Origin of the sequence: Marinomonas communis (assembly GCF_004363305.1) — a bacterium.
Classification (GTDB): Bacteria; Pseudomonadota; Gammaproteobacteria; order Pseudomonadales; family Marinomonadaceae; genus Marinomonas; species Marinomonas communis.
Genome location: NZ_SNZA01000004.1, coordinates 100,237 through 120,392, shown reverse-complemented (window position 1 = coordinate 120,392; position 20,156 = coordinate 100,237). Strand labels below are relative to the sequence as shown.

Annotated in this window: 17 protein-coding genes; 8 read left to right on the top strand and 9 right to left on the bottom strand. The window is 45.4% G+C overall.

The genetic code is table 11. The annotated features are described in order from the left end of the window. Positions 1-143: 143 nt before the first annotated feature. Entirely contained in the window at positions 144-1,499 is a 1,356-nt protein-coding gene (locus C8D85_RS12210) for a ribonuclease J (protein WP_211342188.1), read from the top strand. Positions 1,500-1,576: 77 nt separating this feature from the next. On the opposite strand, the gene argC is transcribed toward C8D85_RS12210, so the two are convergent. The 5 genes from argC to C8D85_RS12185 all read right to left on the bottom strand — a co-directional run bounded on the left by argC (position 1,577) and on the right by C8D85_RS12185 (position 10,858). Further along, positions 1,577-2,512, bottom strand: a complete 936-nt coding sequence (gene argC / locus C8D85_RS12205) for an N-acetyl-gamma-glutamyl-phosphate reductase (protein ID WP_133563112.1) — start codon at positions 2,510-2,512, stop codon at positions 1,577-1,579. Positions 2,513-2,673: 161 nt separating this feature from the next. Then, positions 2,674-3,945: a peptide antibiotic transporter SbmA gene (sbmA, locus tag C8D85_RS12200; protein WP_133563110.1), complete on the bottom strand. Its 1,272-nt coding sequence runs from the start codon at positions 3,943-3,945 to the stop codon at positions 2,674-2,676. Between the two features lie 190 nt (positions 3,946-4,135). Further along, positions 4,136-4,558 carry an NlpC/P60 family protein gene (locus C8D85_RS12195; protein WP_228189919.1) on the bottom strand — a complete coding sequence of 141 codons (423 nt, stop codon included), beginning with the start codon at positions 4,556-4,558 and terminating at the stop codon, positions 4,136-4,138. Positions 4,559-4,768: 210 nt separating this feature from the next. After that, entirely contained in the window at positions 4,769-5,989 is a 1,221-nt protein-coding gene (locus C8D85_RS12190) for an aspartate aminotransferase family protein (RefSeq protein ID WP_133563108.1), read from the bottom strand. Positions 5,990-6,040: 51 nt separating this feature from the next. Next, positions 6,041-10,858 (bottom strand): NAD-glutamate dehydrogenase, encoded by a 4,818-nt coding sequence (locus tag C8D85_RS12185; RefSeq protein WP_133563106.1) that lies wholly within the window; start codon positions 10,856-10,858, stop codon positions 6,041-6,043. A gap of 288 nt (positions 10,859-11,146) precedes the next feature. Between C8D85_RS12185 and C8D85_RS12180 the strand changes: the two genes are divergently transcribed. The 5 genes from C8D85_RS12180 to C8D85_RS12160 all read left to right on the top strand — a co-directional run bounded on the left by C8D85_RS12180 (position 11,147) and on the right by C8D85_RS12160 (position 15,394). Then, positions 11,147-12,172: a GlxA family transcriptional regulator gene (locus C8D85_RS12180; protein ID WP_133563661.1), complete on the top strand. Its 1,026-nt coding sequence runs from the start codon at positions 11,147-11,149 to the stop codon at positions 12,170-12,172. A 125-nt stretch (positions 12,173-12,297) separates the two neighbouring features. Beyond that, a complete protein-coding gene (locus tag C8D85_RS12175) occupies positions 12,298-13,065 on the top strand; it encodes an ABC transporter ATP-binding protein (protein WP_133563104.1) in 768 nt (255 codons plus the stop codon). A gap of 97 nt (positions 13,066-13,162) precedes the next feature. Then, entirely contained in the window at positions 13,163-13,918 is a 756-nt protein-coding gene (locus tag C8D85_RS12170; protein ID WP_133563102.1) for a transporter substrate-binding domain-containing protein, read from the top strand. Positions 13,919-13,983: 65 nt separating this feature from the next. Continuing rightward, positions 13,984-14,673: an ABC transporter permease gene (locus tag C8D85_RS12165; protein WP_133563100.1), complete on the top strand. Its 690-nt coding sequence runs from the start codon at positions 13,984-13,986 to the stop codon at positions 14,671-14,673. A gap of 4 nt (positions 14,674-14,677) precedes the next feature. After that, on the top strand, positions 14,678-15,394 hold the full coding sequence (locus C8D85_RS12160) for an ABC transporter permease (protein WP_133563098.1): 717 nt from the start codon (positions 14,678-14,680) through the stop codon (positions 15,392-15,394). An 83-nt stretch (positions 15,395-15,477) separates the two neighbouring features. Here the strand turns inward: C8D85_RS12160 and glnK are convergent, their stop codons facing one another. Beyond that, the gene (glnK, locus tag C8D85_RS12155) at positions 15,478-15,816 is read right to left on the bottom strand and encodes a P-II family nitrogen regulator (RefSeq protein WP_055463653.1); all 339 of its coding nucleotides are present in this window, start codon (positions 15,814-15,816) and stop codon (positions 15,478-15,480) included. A 132-nt stretch (positions 15,817-15,948) separates the two neighbouring features. Here glnK and C8D85_RS12150 point away from each other — a divergent pair, with 132 nt between their 5' ends. Beyond that, positions 15,949-16,323, top strand: coding sequence for a hypothetical protein (locus tag C8D85_RS12150; RefSeq protein WP_133563096.1), 375 nt, complete (start codon positions 15,949-15,951; stop codon positions 16,321-16,323). A gap of 43 nt (positions 16,324-16,366) precedes the next feature. Here C8D85_RS12150 and hemE read toward each other — a convergent pair whose 3' ends face one another. The 3 genes from hemE to C8D85_RS12135 form a co-directional block, all read right to left on the bottom strand. Beyond that, positions 16,367-17,473, bottom strand: a complete 1,107-nt coding sequence (gene hemE, locus C8D85_RS12145; protein WP_133563095.1) for a uroporphyrinogen decarboxylase — start codon at positions 17,471-17,473, stop codon at positions 16,367-16,369. Between the two features lie 128 nt (positions 17,474-17,601). Beyond that, positions 17,602-18,420, bottom strand: a complete 819-nt coding sequence (locus C8D85_RS12140; RefSeq protein WP_133563093.1) for a DUF2927 domain-containing protein — start codon at positions 18,418-18,420, stop codon at positions 17,602-17,604. Continuing rightward, positions 18,410-18,943 carry an NUDIX hydrolase gene (locus C8D85_RS12135; protein WP_133563090.1) on the bottom strand — a complete coding sequence of 178 codons (534 nt, stop codon included), beginning with the start codon at positions 18,941-18,943 and terminating at the stop codon, positions 18,410-18,412. The genes C8D85_RS12140 and C8D85_RS12135 overlap by 11 nt, the downstream gene beginning before the upstream one ends. Before the next feature lie 202 nt (positions 18,944-19,145). On the opposite strand from C8D85_RS12135, the gene astE reads away from it, so the two are divergent. Continuing rightward, positions 19,146-20,147 (top strand): succinylglutamate desuccinylase, encoded by a 1,002-nt coding sequence (gene astE, locus C8D85_RS12130; RefSeq protein ID WP_133563089.1) that lies wholly within the window; start codon positions 19,146-19,148, stop codon positions 20,145-20,147. Positions 20,148-20,156 lie beyond the last annotated feature (9 nt).

Sequence of the window (20,156 nt, the reverse complement as noted above, 5' to 3'; positions counted from 1 at the left end):
TAACGAGGCTATGGGACATCTCCGCTTCGCCAACATAGTAGTCGAGCAACTTGAACATTTATTGCATTAATATAGTGATCTCATGAACTAAGTTCAATTTGAATCGCGTAAAATAGGCAGGGTTAGACGAAAAGGAGAGATGTGTGGAGTTGTTGGTGCCAACGCGAAATGACCTGTGGTTTTTACCCTTAGGGGGCACAGGCGAGATAGGGATGAATCTGAATTTATACGGTCATGATGGGCAGTGGCTGATGGTCGATTGCGGAGTCTCGTTTAATGAGCCAATTGATGAAAATAGCGCCCGCACTCATGAGTTAGTATGCGCCGATCCCAGCTTTATCGCACAGCAGCGCCACCGTTTAGCCGGCATAGTTATTACGCATGCCCATGAAGACCACATTGGTGCATTACCTTTCCTTTGGCGTCGCTTCCAAGCACCGGTGTATACGACTCCTTTTACCGCTGAAATCTTGCGTCGAAAACTAGCGCAAGTCGGCTTATTAGGGGAGGTGGAAATTCATGAACTTAGTATGGGCAGTCAGTTTCGAGTGGGGTGTTTTGATTTACAGTGGGTAACACTGACTCACTCCATCCCTGAGCCAAGTGGATTGATGATTGAAACTCCAGCTGGCAATGTATTTCATACAGGTGATTGGAAAATTGATCACAGCCCAGTGATTGGTGAACGTTTCTCCCCAGCGGTGTTAACCACATTACGACAACGTAATGTCCAAGCATTGGTTTGTGACTCGACGAATGCGTTGAAGTTTGGTCATTCGGTGTCGGAGTATGACTGTTATAAAGCCTTATTAGAGGTGATTAAAGACGAATCAGGGCGAGTGGTCGTAGGCTGCTTTAGCAGTAATATTGCCCGCCTAGTATCGCTTGCCAACATCGCTAAAGAAACTGGACGTTACCTAGCTCTGATCGGACGCTCTTTACAAAATATGGTCAGCGCTGCGCGTGTGGCCGGTTATTGGCCTGAAGATGCGCCATTAATTGACTCGAGTCACTTGGGCTACCTGCCTGCAAATGAAGTGTTGGCAGTTGCCACAGGCAGTCAAGGCGAGCCGAGAGCTATGTTAAACCGTTTGGCTCGTGATGATTGCTTTGATTTAACCCTCGAAAAAGGCGACTTGGTGTTGTTTAGTGCCATGATTATTCCTGGCAATGAGATGGCCATTGAGCGGTTGGTGAGTGCTTTTAAAGCTCAAGGGATTCGAACGTTACAAAGTCACGATATTGATCAGCCCATTCATGTAAGTGGCCACCCTTACGCGGATGAGCTGACTGCAATGTACGACTGGGTGCGGCCACAAGTGGCTATCCCAACCCATGGTGAGCCCGAGCATATGGCCGCTAATGCCCAGATTGCTAAAGAGGCTCATGTGCCGAGACAGCTAACAGGGTTAAACGGTGATCTGTTTACCATTGCACCAGAAGTCGGTGTGCGAAAAGGCGTGGTATCGGCTCGTCGTATGGCGATTGCCAGAAATTAACTCTTTGGCATATTTCGTTGCCTATAAAAAAGCCCATGATGTCATGGGCTTTCGAGTCTGTATAGAGCGGTTGAACGTTATAGAACGACCGCCGTATCTTCTGCGCAACCAAGCATCAGGTTCAGGTTCTGAACGGCTGCACCAGAAGCGCCTTTGCCAAGGTTATCAAGCTTCGCAGATAGCACAACAGATTGGCCGTCTTCTGAAGCGAACACAGCGAGCTCTACTTGGTTCGTGTTTTCCAAGCCATGAGGTGTTAGGAAAGGTGCATGACTGTCTTTCACTTCATTGAATGGGTGAACCGTCACAAAGTCTTCTTCTTCGTAAGTTGAAGCGAGGGCCGCGTGAAGTTTCTCACCAGTCATAGCGCCTGATAAGGTCACAGGAATGCTAATCAACATGCCTTGAGCGAAATTACCAACACTTGGGATAAAGATTGGTGTGTTATCTAGTTGTGACCATTTTTGGATCTCAGGAAGATGCTTGTGCTTGAAGTTTAGGCCGTAAGTGCCGTAAGTCGCAGCATCTGGGTTACCTTCGTACTTTTCGATCAGTTGCTTACCACCACCTGTGTAACCAGAGATCGCATTCACGGTGTAGTGGCCATCTTTTGCTAGCAAACCTTGTTCAACCAGTGGCTTGAGTAGCAAGATAATGCCCGTTGGGTAGCAGCCCGGGTTAGAAACAAATTGTGCTTCTTGGATTTGCTCACGTTGGCTTGCATCGAGTTCAGCAAGACCGTATACCCAGCCTTCTGCCACACGGTGAACAGAGCTCGCATCCAGAACGCGGCAACCTTCTTCTTTCGCCAAGGCTACCGTGTCTTTAGCGGCTTCATCAGGTAAACAAAGAACCGTCACATCTGCTTCTTTCATCAGACGGCGCTTTTCTTCCACATCGCGCTTTTTGGCTTCATCAATGCTGATGACTTCAATGTCAGGATGGTTTACTAGACGTTCGCGTACCTGTAGGCCTGTGGTACCTGTTTCACCGTCGATAAATACTTTTTTCATTCGTGTCTCCAAGCAACGGCTCAACGTGATAGGGGGAGCAGCCGTTCATTCATAGTTCGGACAATCATAGCACTGGCAAATGCGAGAAAAAATAAGGCGTCCACTTAGAAAAGGAAATATTTAAGTGGGCGCCCTATTTGAAAATCAAGAAGAGATGAGGATCAAGAAGAAATCTTGTCTTCTAATACATCGTCCGGCACTTCAGCAATGGCGGACTCAAACGCTTTAAGACGTTTGTAGATGGAAAGCAGTTCAACAATGGTGGTCCAGGAGTTCACTAGGAACTGGAAAGAGCTTTCAACCTGATTAAAGGCATTGGAGATACGTTGCATCACGCCCAGTGTAAATGCCCCTGCAACAATCGATGGGCCAAGTGCAATCAGCGGCACCAGCACACCCGCCTGCAGGTAACCGTAGCGTACCACGTTAAAATATAGGTAATGGAAGTATAGGCGGAAGTAGTTTTTTCGGACGTTATCAAACAGTTCTGCCAGTTTTACTGGTTCGGCACGATCAGCGTAGTCTTCCCCGTAAACAAGCTCTTTTCGGTAAGCTGCTTCGACTTTTTGGTTTTTGAACTCAAGACCAGGCAGTTTAATCCCTGCGGTTGCAAGCAAAACGGTACCTATAATCGACCAAAGAATGGCAACAAATACTAGTGCCTGAGGTACTTCACCAATTAATGGTAGCTCAGTGACATAGCCAGACAGTCCCCACAATACCGGCAAGAATGCTAGCAAGGTCATGATCGAATCTAAGAAGCGCACACCAAGGCTTTCGACAATGCTGGCAAAGCGCATGGTATCTTCTTGAATACGCTGTGATGCGCCTTCGATATGACGTACCTTAGGCCAGATCGACGTGTAGTAGTTATTCATGGCGGTACGCCAGCGGAAAACGTAGTGACTGACAAAGAAGTTGTTAAACACTGCCACGGTGATGGCAACCAGCGCTATGGTGGCAAAGGTAACAAGCTGGCCGTAGAACTCGCCAAGAGTGATGGTGTTGGGAGCGGTGAGGGCCTTTTGAATCAAGTCATAAAAGCTACCGTACCATTCGTTGATCATGACACTGACTTGTACTTGGAACCAGGTAATGAACACAATCAGCGCCGATCCCATTACAGACCATTTTGCCCACTTTTGTCCGCCGTACACCATCCAAGCGCCGACGAACAGTGCATAGCACACGAACATGTATTGGTAGAGCCAAACGTCACTGGCAAACTCGTAGGACTCTTGATAAGCCATTTGTGCTGCTTGCTCAGCCCCTTCTGCCAATGGAGTAGGGAAATCGACGCCAAAGAATTGGCCTAGACTGAGGCTTGAGCCCAGATCCTGACCAAAGGTGTACCAGCTAATCACACAAGCAAGTGCCCAGAGGGCAAAGGTCAAAAAGAACAGTTTGGGTTTCGGGAAAAAGGATAAAAACACAGTTTATCTCTCTCTGTCAGATGTTGAGTAGATCGCAGCAGGACATTGATCTGAATGAAAAATTAGCAAAACTTTTTAGAGCTTAAACTAGCAAGGGTGCTTCGACAACGCGCTTGTCTAAAGGATCTTGCAAATAAATAGACAACCGTAATATTGCAATGGATTTGTTATTAAGTAATGAATACGCCGTTCAATAAAGGCGACGGGCATGCCAGTAATGCTTTTTCCAGTAAACATTATCGAGCCTGGAGATAATAACGCCTTTTGATGTTGAGGCGTGTAGGAAACGTCCATCCTCAATATAAATACCCACATGACGTACTTTGGAGCCGGTTTTGAAAAACACTAAGTCGCCAGCTTGAAGTTCAGAGGGTTCGATCGCATAGCCTGTTTCCGACTGCTTTAGCGTTGTTCTAGGAAGGTAAGCGTCAAATTGGTCTCTAAGTGTGATCATTACAAAACCCGAGCAGTCGACACCTTTACGGCTCATGCCTCCCCAAGCGTAAGGGGTGCCGCGCCACATGTTGTGTTGATCATAAAGTCGTTGAGCAATATCGGATGTGCTTTCACTCGCTAGCGCACTGGGTGAAAGTTGGACAGTTTGTTTCGGCACGCTGCTGCAGGCACTGAGTATGAGCGCCAGAAGGAGTGTTATAACGCGGATAATAATGGAAGAGTGCAATGCAGATCCCGCCAATTTAGTTAGAGCCTTTATCTTAAGAGCTTTACCAAGAATTGACAAAATATTGGGATCAAAAAATGTAAATAGATGAGCAAAAAAAAACCGCGCGTGTTGCGCGGTTTCTTTGTAAGAACGAACGTTCTACTTTTTCAGATCTGCTGCAGTTTTCGCTACCGCTCGCTCAAAGCGCTCGAAACCTTCTTTGATATCGGCTTCTGGAACGATTAGTGATGGCGTGAAACGGATAACATTAGGTCCTGCAACCAGAACCAATAAGCCTTCTTGAGCGGCATTTGCTAAGAAGTCTTTGGCATGGCCAGCCAATTCATCTTTCACTTCTGCACCCACTAGTAAGCCCATGCCACGAATGTCTTTGAACACATCGTACTTTTCATTGATGGCTGTTAGGGCATCAACAAATAGCTGGTGGCGCTTGTTAACACCTTCTAGCACTTCAGGTGTGTCAACGATATCGATAACCGCTTCAGCAATGGCAGCCGCCATTGGGTTACCGCCATAAGTGCTACCGTGTGTACCAAAAGCTAGGCTTTTCGCTACTTCTTCGGTTGCAATCATTGCGCCAACAGGGAAACCATTACCTAATGCTTTCGCAGTGGTTAGGATATCTGGTGTTACGCCAGTTTGCTCGTAAGCGTAAAGCGTTCCAGTACGGCCGACACCAGACTGCACTTCATCAAATACAAGCAGTGCTTTATGCTCATCACACAGTTCGCGTACCGCTTTAGCAAACACTTTGTCTGCTGGAATGATACCGCCTTCACCTTGGATTGGCTCCATAACAACGGCACATGTCTTATCAGAAATAAGCGCTTTTAATGCTTCGATGTCATTGTAAGCACAGTGCTTGATGCCACCAGGAGTTGGCTCAAAACCTTCTTTGTACTTCGCCTGTCCACCAACGGATACGGTGAACAAAGTACGGCCGTGGAACGACTGGTAGAAAGAAATGATTTCATTCTTTTCTGGACCAAAGTGATCAAACGCGTAACGGCGAGCCAATTTGAATGCCGCTTCGTTGGCTTCAGCACCACTGTTAGCAAAAAACACACGATCAGCGAATGTTTTTTGTGTCAGTTTTTGTGCCAATCGAAGTGCAGGCTCATTCGTCATGACATTGGATAGATGCCATAGTTTGCCTGCTTGCTCACGCATTGTGTCAACCAAAACTGGGTGGGAGTGCCCCAATGCAGTTACGGCAATACCGCCTGCAAAGTCGATGTACTCTTTACCTTCCTGATCCCACAAGCGAGAGCCCTCACCGCGCACAGGGATGATTGCCGCTGGTGCGTAGTTTGGAAACATTACTTCGTCAAATGTTGCTCTCGTTACTTGTTCAGTCACTTTACTAATACCTCTTAAAATGGAGCGGCCCGAGTTGGGCCGCTCGGGGTTTTATATCAGATTTCTCAACTCTCGAATAGCAACACTTACCATAGATAGGGATAGCTCAGTTTCGGCTTTAATTTCCCCGAAAGTACTGTGGTAGTGGTTGATATTGTCTTGGTTGAGTTCTTGCCAATGAGCAAGACGTTTTTCCAAATCGTTAATCTCAATACTGGATTGAATCACTTCTTGAGTAATGGTGCGCAATGCGTTGTCGACTTCATCGCCAAGACCCGCTTTGGCACGACGCTCCCACATATCGTCAGCTGGAAGCTTACGAATGCTTTGACGTAGCCAGTACAGGCCAAGATCCATTTCTAGAGCGAAGTAAGTTTGTGCAGTATCCAATACTTCTTTCTCTGTGTTAGCTGCTACGCGAATAACATCCAATCCATAGAATAGGAATGGTAGAGCGCACAACTTGTCAGCGATTTCAGCCGGTACGTTTTGCTCTTGCAACTGTTGGCTAGTTTCAGCCAAGTAGTCACTGGTTGGTTTCGTCAATACCGCATCAAGGTTGCTGCGGATGATGTCGATACCAGGCTTGTACGTATCGGTCAGTTTTTGGATAGCTAACGCTTCACGAGTGTTGCGAATCAGCCATAGCGTTGCTTTTTCAAGCAGGCTTTGGATTTGAATCAACAGCTGGTTCTGCAGACTGTTTTCAACTTTGAAATCTAACTCGTTGATGGCATCCCAAAGTGCTGGGATATCAAACATCTGTTCAGCAGCCATGTAGGCACGAAGAACGTTTAGTGCCGAGGCGCTAGTTTCTTCCTGCACGTAAGTTGTGAAGGTAGATCCCATGCGGTTGCCGACATTGTTCGTTACGTGTGCAGCAATGATTTCTTGCGCCAATGGGTGCTCGATCATGTGCTCAGAGAAGCGTTGTACCAGCGGTTTCGGGAAGTAATCTTTGATTTGCGCACGCAAATCTGGATCTTCACCAATGCCGTCATCGACTAACTGCTCAGCAAATTTGATTTTTGAGTACGCCAATAGTACAGAGATTTCTGGACGCGTTAGGCCTTGACCTTTGCTCATGCGTTTTTTCATTTGCGCATCAGTTGGCAAGAACTCGATCTCACGGTTCAAACGACCTTCACGAACCAATGACAACATTAAGCGCCAGTGATCAGCAATACGCTCAGGTGCACGAGAGTTCACTAGCGATAGCAGGTGGCTTTGACCTTCGTTGTGACGCAGTACTAGGTGTGCCACTTCATCTGTCATCTCTGCTAGTAGCTTATTACGTTGCTTCTCTGTCATGTCACCGTTTTCAACGATACGGTTCAACAGGATCTTGATGTTTACTTCGTGGTCAGAGCTGTCTACACCAGCAGAGTTATCGATGGCGTCAGTGCTCACCAAGCCGCCTTTTTGAGCGAACTCAATACGACCACGCTGTGTAAAGCCCAAGTTACCGCCTTCACCGATGATCTTACAACGAAGCTCTTTACCATTAATACGCAGTGCATTGTTGCCGTTATCGCCTACATCCGCATGCGTCTCAGACTCTGCTTTCACGTAGGTACCGATACCGCCGTTCCAAAGTAGGTCAACAGGTGCTTTCAAGATGTGTGAAATCAGCTCTGTTGGCGCTAGGGATTTCACATTGCCTTCGATGTCTAGGGCTTTGCGAATATCCGCGTTAATTGGAATAGACTTCGCACTACGGCTAAAGATACCGCCGCCTTTAGAGATCAATTCTTTGTTGTAATCTTCCCAAGATGAACGTGGTAGATTGAACAAGCGTTGGCGCTCTGCAAACGATGATGCTGCATCCGGTGTTGGGTCGATAAAGATGTGCATATGGTTAAACGCAGCCACTAGGCGAGTGTGTTTTGATAACAGCATACCGTTACCAAATACGTCGCCAGCCATGTCGCCAATGCCGACAGCAGTGAAGTCTGTTGATTGGCAATCAATGCCCATTTCTTGGAATTGACGCTTAACAGATTCCCAAGCACCGCGTGCTGTGATACCCATTTTCTTATGGTCGTAACCGTTTGAGCCACCTGACGCAAAAGCGTCTCCTAGCCAGAAGCCGTATTTCTCAGAGATGCTGTTGGCTAAGTCAGAGAAGGTAGCCGTACCTTTATCGGCTGCAACCACTAGGTACGGATCGTCTTCGTCATAACGTTTAACCGCTGTCGGCGGCACAAGCTCTTGTTTCACCAAGTTGTCGGTAATGTCTAACAAACCAGAAATGAAAGTGGTGTAACAACGAACCACTTCTGCTTGAGTTTCCTCACGAGAAGACGCTTTCTTAAGCTGCTTAGCAACGAAACCACCTTTCGCACCTGCTGGTACGATGACGGCGTTCTTAACCATTTGCGCTTTAACAAGACCCAGTACTTCAGTACGGAAGTCCTCCATACGGTCAGACCAGCGTAGACCACCACGAGCAACTTTACCGCCGCGCATGTGGACACCTTCTACCCATGGTGCGTAAACGAAAATCTCGAATTTCGGACGTGGTAGTGGTACCGCTGGAATCAGGCTTGGATCAAGCTTGAACGATACGTAATCTTTGATTTCGCCTTCTGGAGAAGGTTGGTAGAAGTTGGTACGAAGCATAGCTTGAATCACAGATAGGTAGTGTTTCAAGATTCGGTCTTCGTCCAAGTTAGCCACTTGATCCAGTGCTGCTTCGATTTTCTCAAGTAGCTTCGCCACTTTATCTTCGCGTTTTGCTTCAAGAGCTGGATCAAAACGCTGTTCGAACAATTGCACCAACAGACGAGCAATCGGAGCGTTTTTCTCCAATGTTTGCTGCATGTACTGCAATGAGAACGGTACTTGCAGTTGAACCAAGTACTTAGTAATGGCACGTAGCATAGTCACTTGACGCCACGTTAGAGAAGCATCCAATACTAATGCGTTGAAACGGTCGTTCTCGATGCGGCGCTTGAAGACCGCGTTAAACGCGTCTTGGAAGTCATCACGGTAGGCTTTCTTATCAAGGTTCACGCTTGGGTTGATGCTGATGGCAAACTCTACCACCCAAGTGTTCGCTTGGCCGTCACCGTTTTGGTCTAGCTCGTATGGACGTGCTTCAAGTACACGTAAGCCCATGCATTCAAGGATCGGCAATACATCCGACAGAACCAAGGTTGTGCCAGCACCATATACTTTGAAGAAGTAATGGTTTTTCGATTGGCCCACTTGACGGTAAAGGTGCGTGGAAATGTCACCATCGTTCGTTAGCTCGCTAAGACGTTCGATGTCCAACACGGCTGTGTTAGCAGAAAAGTCTTCGCGGTAGGCTGCTGGTAGGTATGGCGCGTATTCGTTGTAAAGCTTATTGCCGTTTTCTTCACCTTGGCTAGTGTGAAGTGCAGTCAGAAGCTTGTCGTCCCAAGATAACATCGCCTCTTGCATGCGACGTTGGATGTCGTCCATGTCGATTTGAGGGCTGTTTTCTGGGTCTGCGATTTGAATCGTGAAGTTAACACGAGCCAATACTTGCTGAGAGAACTGAACGTTGAATTCAGAGCTTGTACCGTTGCATGCTTGCATCAGAATGTCTTGCATCTTGATACGAAGCTCAGTGTTGTAACGGTCACGAGGAACGTAAACTAGAGCGCTTAAGAAACGGCCATAGATGTCTTTACGCAAGAATACGCGTAACTGACGTCGCTCTTGGATCGCAAGAATACCTTCGATGCTGTGGAACAATTCATCAACAGGCGCTTGTAGCATTTCGTCACGAGGGTAGCTGTTTAAAATGTGCTTAAGCGTTTTACCCTTATGGCTGTTCGGGTCTACGTTCATGCGGTCAACTAGAATTTCTAGCTTCTTACGCAGTAGAGGTACGTCTTGTAGGCGTGCTACGTAGGCTGCAGAAGAGTACAACCCGAAGAAGCGCCATTCACCAATGACATTGCCTTTCTTATCAAAGCGCTTGATGCCTAGGTAGTCCAAGTGAACAGGGCGGTGCACTGTTGAAATGGCGGTAGATTTCGTTAGCACCAAAGAACTGTCACGATCGTAAGCCAGTTTTGCTAGGTGATCATTAAGGATAATGTCGTACTTTTCTTTCTTGGTTTTGCGGAACGTACCCAGCGCAGAGTTCTCAACAAACTTAAGGTGCGTTTGTTCGTCTTCTTTGACAAGGTCGTATTCGCGGAAGCCAACGAAAGTGAAATGGTTGTTTTCCACCCAGCGTAGGAAAGCCAAATTCTCTTGGTGTTCATCACTGTCTTTTAGGTGAGCAACTTGCTCAGATGCTTTGATGACTTCTGCAAGTTTGGTTTTCATTGCAGGCCAGTCGCTGACACATTGCTTCACGTCTTCTAGTGTTTCTAACAATGCATTTTTGATCTCGTCCATTTTACTCAAGTCTGAGATACGGTCGATTTCAAATCGAATCAATGCTTCGTTAGCACCTTGAGGGTCGCGTTCTGCAATGTTGCTCAGTTCACCAGACTTATTGCGCTTGATTGCAATGATTGGGTGAGCAGTGAAGTGAATCGTGTGGCCTAGGCGAACCAGCGCCATGTTGAAAGACGATACGATGAATGGCATATCATCCGTAAGAACTTCAACCACGGTGTGTGTGGATTGCCAGCTGTGTTCTTCGAAGTTAGGGTTGTAAACACGCACTTTTGGTGTGTTCGCGTTACGTTGCTGGATGAAATCCCATAGGCAAATGCTCGTGCCGTAAAGATTATCGATGCTTTCTTGCTCCATATCTTCGATCAATAGATCTTGGAAGTAGATATGGGACAATTTGATGATGTCGTCGGCCGTTTTGCCGCCTACGCTATCTTTGATCTCTGCTTCAATACGAGTGATCAGTTCACTCTTTTTACTATTCGTCATGTTACTCATCCTTATGAGTGTTGGTGTCTATTGAAGATCTGCTTATAGTTTTTATTGCGCTGTCTTCTCACCGCTTATTTAATTATTAAGAAAAAATAGCGGCTAAGATAGCTGGTGACTTTTCAAAATGCGACGTATGCTTCTTGGGAAGCGATCTAGGCGTCAAAAAAAGCTTGATGTCGATCTTAAAAGCCTCTGTTATTCATTCTAAACGATATAAAAATCTTTTGAATGTGCTTATCGTAGGATAATAATTTGTACAACACCGAATATGCATCACGTGAAATCATGCAAGCCAGTAAAAAAGTTCAAAAATACGGCTTTTTGCTGATGCCAAGCTTTTCCATGCTGGCTTTTTCCTCAGCAATGGAAACGATCCATATGGCGAACTGGGTCAGTGGTAAAGACTTATACCAGTTTTGTACGCTCGGTCACAAAACGAAAGTTATACTTTCGAATTCTGGCGTCGCGACAACCACAGACTATTTAACCGACGACGTTCCTAAAGATTTGGACGCTATTATTGTTTGTGGCGCTTCCAGCGTTAATCAAGAGGATGATGTTAGTTTAGACGCTTGGTTGTTAAGTTGCTCAAAACATGGCATTTCTTTAGGCGGAATTTGCACTGGCAGCTATGTGTTAGCGCGTGCAGGGCTACTCGACGGTTATCGCTCTACGATTCATTGGGGGGATTTGGCCAGCCTAAGAGAAGCATTCCCTGCTGTGATTGTTTCAAGTCATCTGTTTGAAGTTGATCGCGATCGTTTTACTTGCAGTGGTGGCACGGCCGCGATGGATATGATGCTGTTTTTGATCGGTAAACAGCACGGCATGACATTGGCGAGTCATATCTCAGAACAATTTGTGTGTGAACGGATACGCACTAATCAAGACCCACAAAGAATTCCACTTCAAGCGCGCATCGGAACTGGGCAGCCAAAACTGATTGAGGCGGTGCAATTGATGGAAGCCAATATTCGAGAACCTCTTTCTTCTGATGATATCGCCTATCATGTCGGTGTTTCCCGTCGGCACTTAGAGCGTTTGTTTAAGCAAAACTTAGAAACTGTGCCATCACGCTATTATTTAGAGTTGCGCCTGAAACATGCTAAGCAGCTGATAACGCAAACAGATAAGAGTATTTTAGAGATTGGTCATGCGTGTGGGTTTACCTCAGCACCACACTTCAGTACCACTTATAAAGGGTATTTTGGTGTGTCTCCGCGCGAAGAACGAAAGAATTTGTCGATAAAACATAACAATCCTGTCCACGCGGATAAGAAAACACGACAACTTTGGCGAAAAAAGTTTTAGAATAGGGGGATGTAGTTGGCGTGTTTTTTGATGCGTTCTACCTGAACCTAACATTGATGCGTAATATTTGAGCTTTATCAAGTTTATCCTTTGCGCAAACAGAGTCATAAAAAAAGGTAATCAGAATGTCTAAAGACCCTGCTTTAGAGCTAAAGGATATCCATAAAACCTTTGGGGACCATGAAGTATTAAAGGGGATTTCATTAGAAGCCCACGATGGCGACGTGATCTCGATCCTTGGTTCGAGTGGCTCAGGAAAGAGCACATTTTTGCGTTGCATTAATCTACTTGAGAATCCAACCCAAGGCAGTATCTGCTTTAATGGTGAAGCGTTGCAGCTCAAACCTGGTGCGACGGACCTTGTTGCTGCGGATATGAAGCAATTGACTCGTATGCGTCAGAAAATTGGCTTTGTTTTCCAGAGCTTTAACTTATGGCCGCATATGACTATCTTGCAAAATGTCATGGAAGGGCCGCTGCATGTTTTGAAGCGACCTAAGCAAGAAGTGCTTGAGTATGCTGAGTATCTTCTAAACAAGGTAGGTATTGCAGATAAAAAGCATATGTACCCAAACCAGCTTTCGGGTGGTCAGCAGCAGCGTGTTGCCATCGCCCGTACGTTGGCGATGGACCCTCAGATTCTGTTGTTTGATGAGCCAACCTCAGCGTTAGACCCTGAATTGGTTGGTGAAGTTTTGGGTGTAATGCGAGGTTTGGCGGATGAGGGGAGAACGATGTTGATCGTAACCCACGAAATGAATTTCGCCCGTGAGGTTTCTAGTGAAGTTGTCTTCCTTCACCAAGGCCTAGTAGAAGAAAAAGGAACACCTGAGAAGGTGTTTGGCTCACCGGATTCAGAGCGTTGTAAAGCTTTCTTATCGACAGCATTTTAATCTGTTGCATAGCACAGTGATACTGGCCTACATTTGGCTGGTGTAATGCGATAAGGCGTACTATAAAAAATTATCAATCCAACAAAAGGACCGACTAATGAGTATTAAAAAATTAGCACTAAGTTCTGCTGTCATGATCACAGCTGCGGCTGCGTCTCTTTCTGTAAATGCTGCCGATACTGTTCGTATTGCAACAGAAGGTGCTTGGGCGCCATTTAACTACATCGATGACAACGGCAAGCCACAAGGCTTTGACGTGGACATCGCTTGGGCGCTATGTGAAAAAATGGAAGCAGACTGTAAAGTCGTTACCCAAGATTGGGATGGTCTAATCCCTGGTCTAAAAGTACGTAAATTTGATGCGATCATTGCATCTATGTCGATCACTGAAGAGCGTCTAAAGCAAGTCGACTTCACTAACAAATACTACTCTGGTGGTCTTCGTTTCCTTGCGCCAAAGGGTAAAGAGTTCGATCTAGAAAAACTTGATGGCAAAGTGATTGGTGCACAGCGTGCGACGTTGGCTGCACAGTACCTAGAAGATAACTTCACAGGTAAATCAACACTGAAATTCTACGACACACAAGACAGTGTATACCTAGACCTTGTTGCTGGTCGTCTGGATATCGTGCTTTCTGATGAGCTACCGACTTACGATTGGCTGAAAACATCTGATGATGGCAGCAAATTTGAGTTCAAAGGCAAGTCTTTCAAGAAAGAAGACGAAATCGGTATCGCTGTGCGTAAAGGCGATGATCTGAAAGACAAATTCAACAAAGCGTTGGATGAGATCATGGCTGATGGTACTTACCAGAAAATTAACGCTAAGTACTTCCCATTCTCCATCTACTAAGATGTCAAACCACAATACACCAGCATTTGCTGGTGTATTGTGACCACATAGACTGAGATAGCTTTATGTTAGATCTTCATGGTTTTGGTGATCAGCTTCTACAAGGGGCGAGCATCACCATTCAGTTGGCGCTGTCTTCTTTAGCCGTTGGCTTGATCCTAGGCTTGTTGGGTGCGTCAGCTAAATTATCCAATATTAAACCGTTGCAATGGATCGCAAATTTTTACACGACGATCATTCGTGGTGTCCCAGAACTTTTAACCGTATTGATTATTTATTTCGGTGCGACGACTGTTTTGATGTCGATTGCGAGTGTGTTCGGTTATGACGAGTACATCGAGATCGGACCTTTTGCCGCTGGTGTAACCGCATTAGGTTTAACATTTGGTGCGTATGCGACTGAGGTGTTTCGTGGTGCGTTACAGGCGATCCCTAAAGGTCAGCATGAAGCGGCCATTGTTTTAGGCATGCATCCCCGAAGAAAATTCTTCCGCATCATCCTACCGCAGGTATGGCGAGTTGCTTTGCCAGGTATTGGTAACTTGTTTTTGGTATTGCTTAAAGATACTGCATTGGTGTCGGTCGTTGGCCTTGAAGACATTATGCGTAAAGCCAATGTGGCGGTAAGTAATACCAAAGAGCCGTTCCTATTTTATCTCGTTGCCGCATTTATGTATTTGGCGCTGACTATTGTTTCAATGGCTGTCGTTCATTACTTAGAAAAGCGTGCAAGCCGCGGCCTAACTCGAGGATAAATACGTGGAATTAGATTTTTCTGTTGTTATTGAATACTTTCCACGTTTGCTAAGCGGCACGTGGATGACGATGAAGTTAGTGATCTTGTCGATTGTGTTGGGCGCTATTGTTGCCTTGCCGATCGCTTTGGCTCGAATTTCAAAGAACCCATTGATCAGTGGTGGGCCGTTTGCGTTCATCTTTTTCTTTCGTGGTACGCCGTTACTCGTTCAAATCTTCTTGGTTTACTATGGCGCGTCTCAGTTTGAGGTAGTGCGCGAGAGTTTTATATGGCCAGTTCTAAGAGAGCCTTTCTGGTGTGCGATTATTGCCTTTACACTGAACACTTCTGCCTATACCGCTGAAATTTTCCGTGGCGCGATTCAGGCGATTCCAGAAGGGGAAGTAGAAGCTTGTAAGGTTATGGGGATGACCAAGGTACAGATGTATCGCCGTATTTTGTTGCCGCGAGCATTTGGCATCGTATTACCCGCTTACGGGAATGAGATCATCTTGATGCTTAAAGCAAGTGCCCTGGCTAGTACGATCACTTTGCTAGACCTGACTGGGATGGCGCGTACGATCATTGCTCGTACTTATACGCCTATTGAGATTTTCTTAGCCGCTGGTGCGATTTATTTGGTCATCAGTATCGCGGTTATTTATATCTTTAGACTTGTAGAAAAGCGTCAGAATCGTTATTTGGGAACGCTATCGATCAAAGTTCCTGATAAAGGTTAGCTGCTCGTTTTAATGCTGCAAACGCTTAAAAAAAAGGCGCTCCCTCATAGAGGAAGCGCCTTTTTAGTATTTAGTTGTGCGAATTAGATGGCGTCTGCACCTGTTTCGCCAGTACGGATACGAATGACTTGTTCTAATGCGGTAACGAAAATTTTACCGTCACCAATTTTTCCAGTGTTTGCGCTTTTCTGGATGGCTTCGATGGCAACATCTACTTGATCGTCATCAATTGCTAGTTCAAGTTTTACTTTAGGTAAGAAGTCCACAACGTATTCAGCGCCACGGTACAACTCTGTATGGCCACGCTGACGGCCAAAGCCTTTTACTTCTGTAACAGTAATACCGTTAATACCGATTTCAGAAAGTGCTTCACGCACTTCATCAAGTTTAAAGGGTTTAACTATGGCTGTTACTAATTTCATAGAGTGTCTCCATTCAAGGCATTGTTTTGCTATAAATTACCACTCAAAGGCACGGCTCGCTACTAATTGCATAAATTTGTTCTATAGTTAATGGCAAATAATTAGATTCAAAAATCCGTTCTGGAGTAAGCCATGGAACAGCAAGGCATTATGGTTTTTGAGAAAGGTCTAGATGAGTTTCTATCTGACCTTAAATTGCGTTTGACGCGAAGTGAGAGTGTTCATGTCACTTCTCAATCTATGCCCCAATGTTTGCAAAGTTTAAAAGTAATAGATGAATCCCAAAGAGAGTGCTATTTGCGATTAGTGGTGATTGGCTGCAGTGACAGCATGCTACTGGCACGCTTATCTTGGTTAGACGATAGTGGAAAAGATCATGTTTGCTGTTATTTAAACGGTCAATTTGAAGCGGTACGCCGTAAGGCGAATGGGTTGTGGGTGCGAGAAAAGCTGACGCCTGAGGAAGTGTGTTTACAGAAGTGGGGGGCTCTTAGATCACCGATATAACTGCTTGAATACTTCGGTGAAAATAGCCCCCCCTGTTAAGACGCTATGACTGCTCTTCGTTTAGTGCATCAAGATCATCAAACTTTGGTTCATGATAAGGTCTACTTAACTCATGAACAGCATCAATCAAGTATTTAGGGCGTTCTGGGTCGACAAATTGGTGAATACCATGGCCAAGGTTAAACACGTGACCAGTACCATGACCAAACCCCTCAAGCACATTGGCCACTTCTCGTTCAATGACTTCTTTGCCTGCGTACAACACACAAGGATCCAAGTTACCTTGAAGTGCTACTTTATCGCCAACGCGCGCTCGCGCTTCGGCCATATCAGTCGTCCAGTCTAAGCCTAATGCATCAGGGCCTGTTGCCGCCATGTTTTCAAGCCATTGTCCGCCATTTTTGGTGAACATAATAACTGGGATTTTACGGCCTTCGTGCTCACGAATAAGGCCGTCCATAATTTGGCGCATGTACATCAATGAGAACTGCTGGTACATAGGGCCACTTAGTACACCGCCCCAAGTATCAAAGATCTGCACGGCTTGTGCTCCGGCCTTAATTTGGCCATTTAAATAGTCAGTGACCGAGATTGCCAATTTATTTAATAGGGAGTGCAATGTATCTGGGTCTGAATACATCATCCCTTTGATGTGACGGAAGTCTTTGCTAGAGCCGCCTTCGACCATGTAAGTCGCTAAAGTCCAAGGGCTACCAGAGAAACCGATTAAGGGTACGCGCCCGTTAAGTGCGTGACGTATTGTGCTGACAGCTTTCATGACGTAATCAAGATCATCTGCCTTAGCAATGGGCAAGGCTTCAACGTCAGCAGCAGAGCGAATAACATGCTTGAACTTTGGTCCTTCGCCTGTCTCAAAGTAGAGCCCTAACCCCATCGCATCAGGAACGGTCAAGATATCTGAAAAGAGAATGGCGGCGTCTAGGTCGTAACGCTCTAGAGGTTGAAGTGTTACTTCACAAGCAAACGCATCGTTTTTACAAAGGCTCAAAAAGTCGCCAGCGTGAGCACGACTTTGACGATACTCTGGAAGATAGCGGCCAGCTTGGCGCATCATCCAAACAGGAGTGGCGTCGACAGGTTGTTTCAGTAGTGCACGCAGAAAACGGTCGTTCTTGAGTTCTGGAAACATTCAATTTCTCCGAGTGTGTGTTCAAGTTGCTGGGCATTTTACCTAACTTGAGAGAAAAAAAAGATGTAATAACCAGAATTTATGACTCCGGTTAATAAAATGACAGTAAATTTGCTTTTAAAGCGCCTTTAATCACCAAGAAAACGCTTAAGGCTTCCTTCTTGAACATCCGTCGCGGCGTTATCTATGATTTTTAGATAGTAAAGGTCGTCAATAACTGCAGGTAAAGCTTGCTCAACTTCCGCTAGGCTCATACCTGCATGAAGTCTTGGTGAGTAAAGCATTTTTAATAGGATGTAATCTAAGGGGGATAAGTATATGTCTGAGCTGACATCGTTAAAGATAGACGGATAAACCTCATCTGAGTCATTGGGTAGCCCGAGAAGTTGCGTAATTTCTTCAACAATACAATCTAAAAGTCGTGCATTCTGTCTCGCATAATTCACGGGGATTAAGATAACTCCACGCTGAATTTCACCTTGTTTGCTTACGCCGAAATTACCAAGACAAATAGCTTCATCTAATGCTGCTCGAATTGTTTCAGGGTTACCAATATAGCGGCGAACTTTACTTTCTAAGTTCTCACGGCTGGTGAAAGATACAATGATATTCGCGTCACTCGGGGTAGAACTAAAGTAGATGGGAACCCCTGTAATTTGCGATAAATGTTGTGCGTGAACGCTTAATAACCGAGCTTGTAGCTTGGAGTCCCCAAGCTCACTCTCAAAGTATACTAAGATAGGCTTTGTCCAGCGAACCAGCCTTGGCTCTACAGACGTTTCATACTCTCGCTGTAAAGCGATCTTTAAAAAGCTATCGTATATATATTGACGGTCGCGCCAATGATCTGTTTCTTTAGCGTTAACTAGTGTGGCCGTCAGTGCGTAACTAAGACAAATAGTTAAGCGCAGGAAACGAATAAAAACTGATTCAATCTCAAGGAACATTGGGGTAATCCTGAAGCCTACCTTCTACAAAGTGTAGAAGAGCATCAAGTGAATCAGGTGTAAATAATCGTTGCTCTTTGTTATTGAGTATATCTTTGATATCCATTTCGATAACTTCAGCGACTTCCTTTGCCTGTAGTGTGAGTGGGCCGTGTAGTTGCTTGTCGTAATGGCAACTATATACTTTGCCCCAAATTCTAAAACCTTCCCCCTCAGTGAAAAACATGCCTTCAATATTCAAGGGCAGGATTAACCCAAGCTCTTCTTCTAGTTCCCTTTGCGCGCAAAGGTCATAGCTTTCACCTGCAGAGACCACTCCGCCCGTTGTTACACCGTAGTAGCCAGGGCAGAACGCCTTATTCTCGGTCCGCTTTTGCAGCAATAAGGTCTCTGGCCCTGTGAACACCAAAACAAAAGTGACTCTATGAATATCGTCTTCGAAATTCATTTGACGGCGGGGGACATCACCGATGACTTGGTTGTTACGATTTACAAGAGTAATGATTTCATCGGATTCGGACATTGGAGTAGTCTTAAATTACACAAAAAAAGAAGGGTAACGATTTGCCTGATATTTTTAAAGAATTAATCTTATGAAAGAGAGGATTCAGTTACTTTCGTCAACGCGACATTTAGTTTTGTCCCGAAAATGTTATGCAGTGCAAAGCGCATCTAGTAATAGGAATTGCGATAGCATAACAAGGTTTTTTGATTTGGAGTGTTTTATGTCGATCCCGAATAATGATTTATTGGCTTTTACTCTAGCAAATCCTTCTTATGATAAGACTATGATGTGGTCATTTAGGGGAGGGAAGGCTTACTTAGAGTGTTCAGGAGTTTTGCGTCTTGAACCTGAGCAAGCACCCAAACACAGTGTGGTTCTTTCTGCGGGGGTCCACGGTAACGAAACGGCTCCAATTGAATTGGTAAACGCTCTGGTACAACAAATTTTAGCGGGTGAGCTGGAGCTAAATGTTCGCTTGCTGGTGATTTTGGGGCATCCCCAAGCCATGATCGAAGGTACCCGTTTCTGTGATGTAAATCTAAACCGTTTATTTTGCGGTGCTTGGCAACGTTATGAAGGTATGGAAGTAGAGCGAGCGAAGCATTTGGAGGCGTCAGTAAAGAACTTTTTTGATGTCCATCACGCAGGTGAGAAATTTCATTATGATCTTCATACGGCAATCAGAGGATCAGAATATGAAAAGTTTGCGGTACATCCTTTTACCAATGGCAAATCTTACAGCCTAGCTCAATTTGCTTTTCATGCGGCTTGTGGCATTGAAGCCGTACTGTTATCACATCAGCCTGCAACGACATTTTCTTATCACTCCTATGCAACCCATGGTGCTCATGCAGCGACGGTTGAGTTAGGCCAGGTTAAGCCTTTCGGGGAAAATGATTTAACTCGATTGAGTGCTATTCGTGATTCATTAGTGGCTTTATTAAATAAAGCTGAACTGGCGGAAAAGTCAGTAGAAGAGATGAAGTTATTTGAAGTGATTGATGTATTAACGAAAGACAGTGAGGATTATCAGTTAAATATCCCAAGTGATTTGAAGAACTTCACAGGCTTTGAGGCGGGATTTGTTTTAGCTGAATCGAGTCTAGGGCAATATGTGATCGAGCAAGAAGGGGATGCCATTGTCTTTCCTAATACTCAATTGCCAGTCGGTCAGCGTGCGGGATTGGTGGTTAGGGTAAAAGACTGGTCTGAATTTCAATAGGACTGCGAA

Bases quoted from the DNA above. Each gene is read 5' to 3' on its own strand.
- argC (WP_133563112.1), bottom strand. From the start codon at position 2,512: ATGAAAAAAGTATTTATCGACGGTGAAACAGGTACCACAGGCCTACAG.
- C8D85_RS12185 (WP_133563106.1), bottom strand. From the start codon at position 10,858: ATGACGAATAGTAAAAAGAGTGAACTGATCACTCGTATTGAAGCAGAG.
- C8D85_RS12180 (WP_133563661.1), top strand. From the start codon at position 11,147: ATGCAAGCCAGTAAAAAAGTTCAAAAATACGGCTTTTTGCTGATGCCA.
- C8D85_RS12175 (WP_133563104.1), top strand. From the start codon at position 12,298: ATGTCTAAAGACCCTGCTTTAGAGCTAAAGGATATCCATAAAACCTTT.
- C8D85_RS12170 (WP_133563102.1), top strand. From the start codon at position 13,163: ATGAGTATTAAAAAATTAGCACTAAGTTCTGCTGTCATGATCACAGCT.
- C8D85_RS12165 (WP_133563100.1), top strand. From the start codon at position 13,984: ATGTTAGATCTTCATGGTTTTGGTGATCAGCTTCTACAAGGGGCGAGC.
- glnK (WP_055463653.1), bottom strand. From the start codon at position 15,816: ATGAAATTAGTAACAGCCATAGTTAAACCCTTTAAACTTGATGAAGTG.
- C8D85_RS12150 (WP_133563096.1), top strand. From the start codon at position 15,949: ATGGAACAGCAAGGCATTATGGTTTTTGAGAAAGGTCTAGATGAGTTT.
- hemE (WP_133563095.1), bottom strand. From the start codon at position 17,473: ATGTTTCCAGAACTCAAGAACGACCGTTTTCTGCGTGCACTACTGAAA.
- C8D85_RS12140 (WP_133563093.1), bottom strand. From the start codon at position 18,420: ATGTTCCTTGAGATTGAATCAGTTTTTATTCGTTTCCTGCGCTTAACT.
- C8D85_RS12135 (WP_133563090.1), bottom strand. From the start codon at position 18,943: ATGTCCGAATCCGATGAAATCATTACTCTTGTAAATCGTAACAACCAA.
- astE (WP_133563089.1), top strand. From the start codon at position 19,146: ATGTCGATCCCGAATAATGATTTATTGGCTTTTACTCTAGCAAATCCT.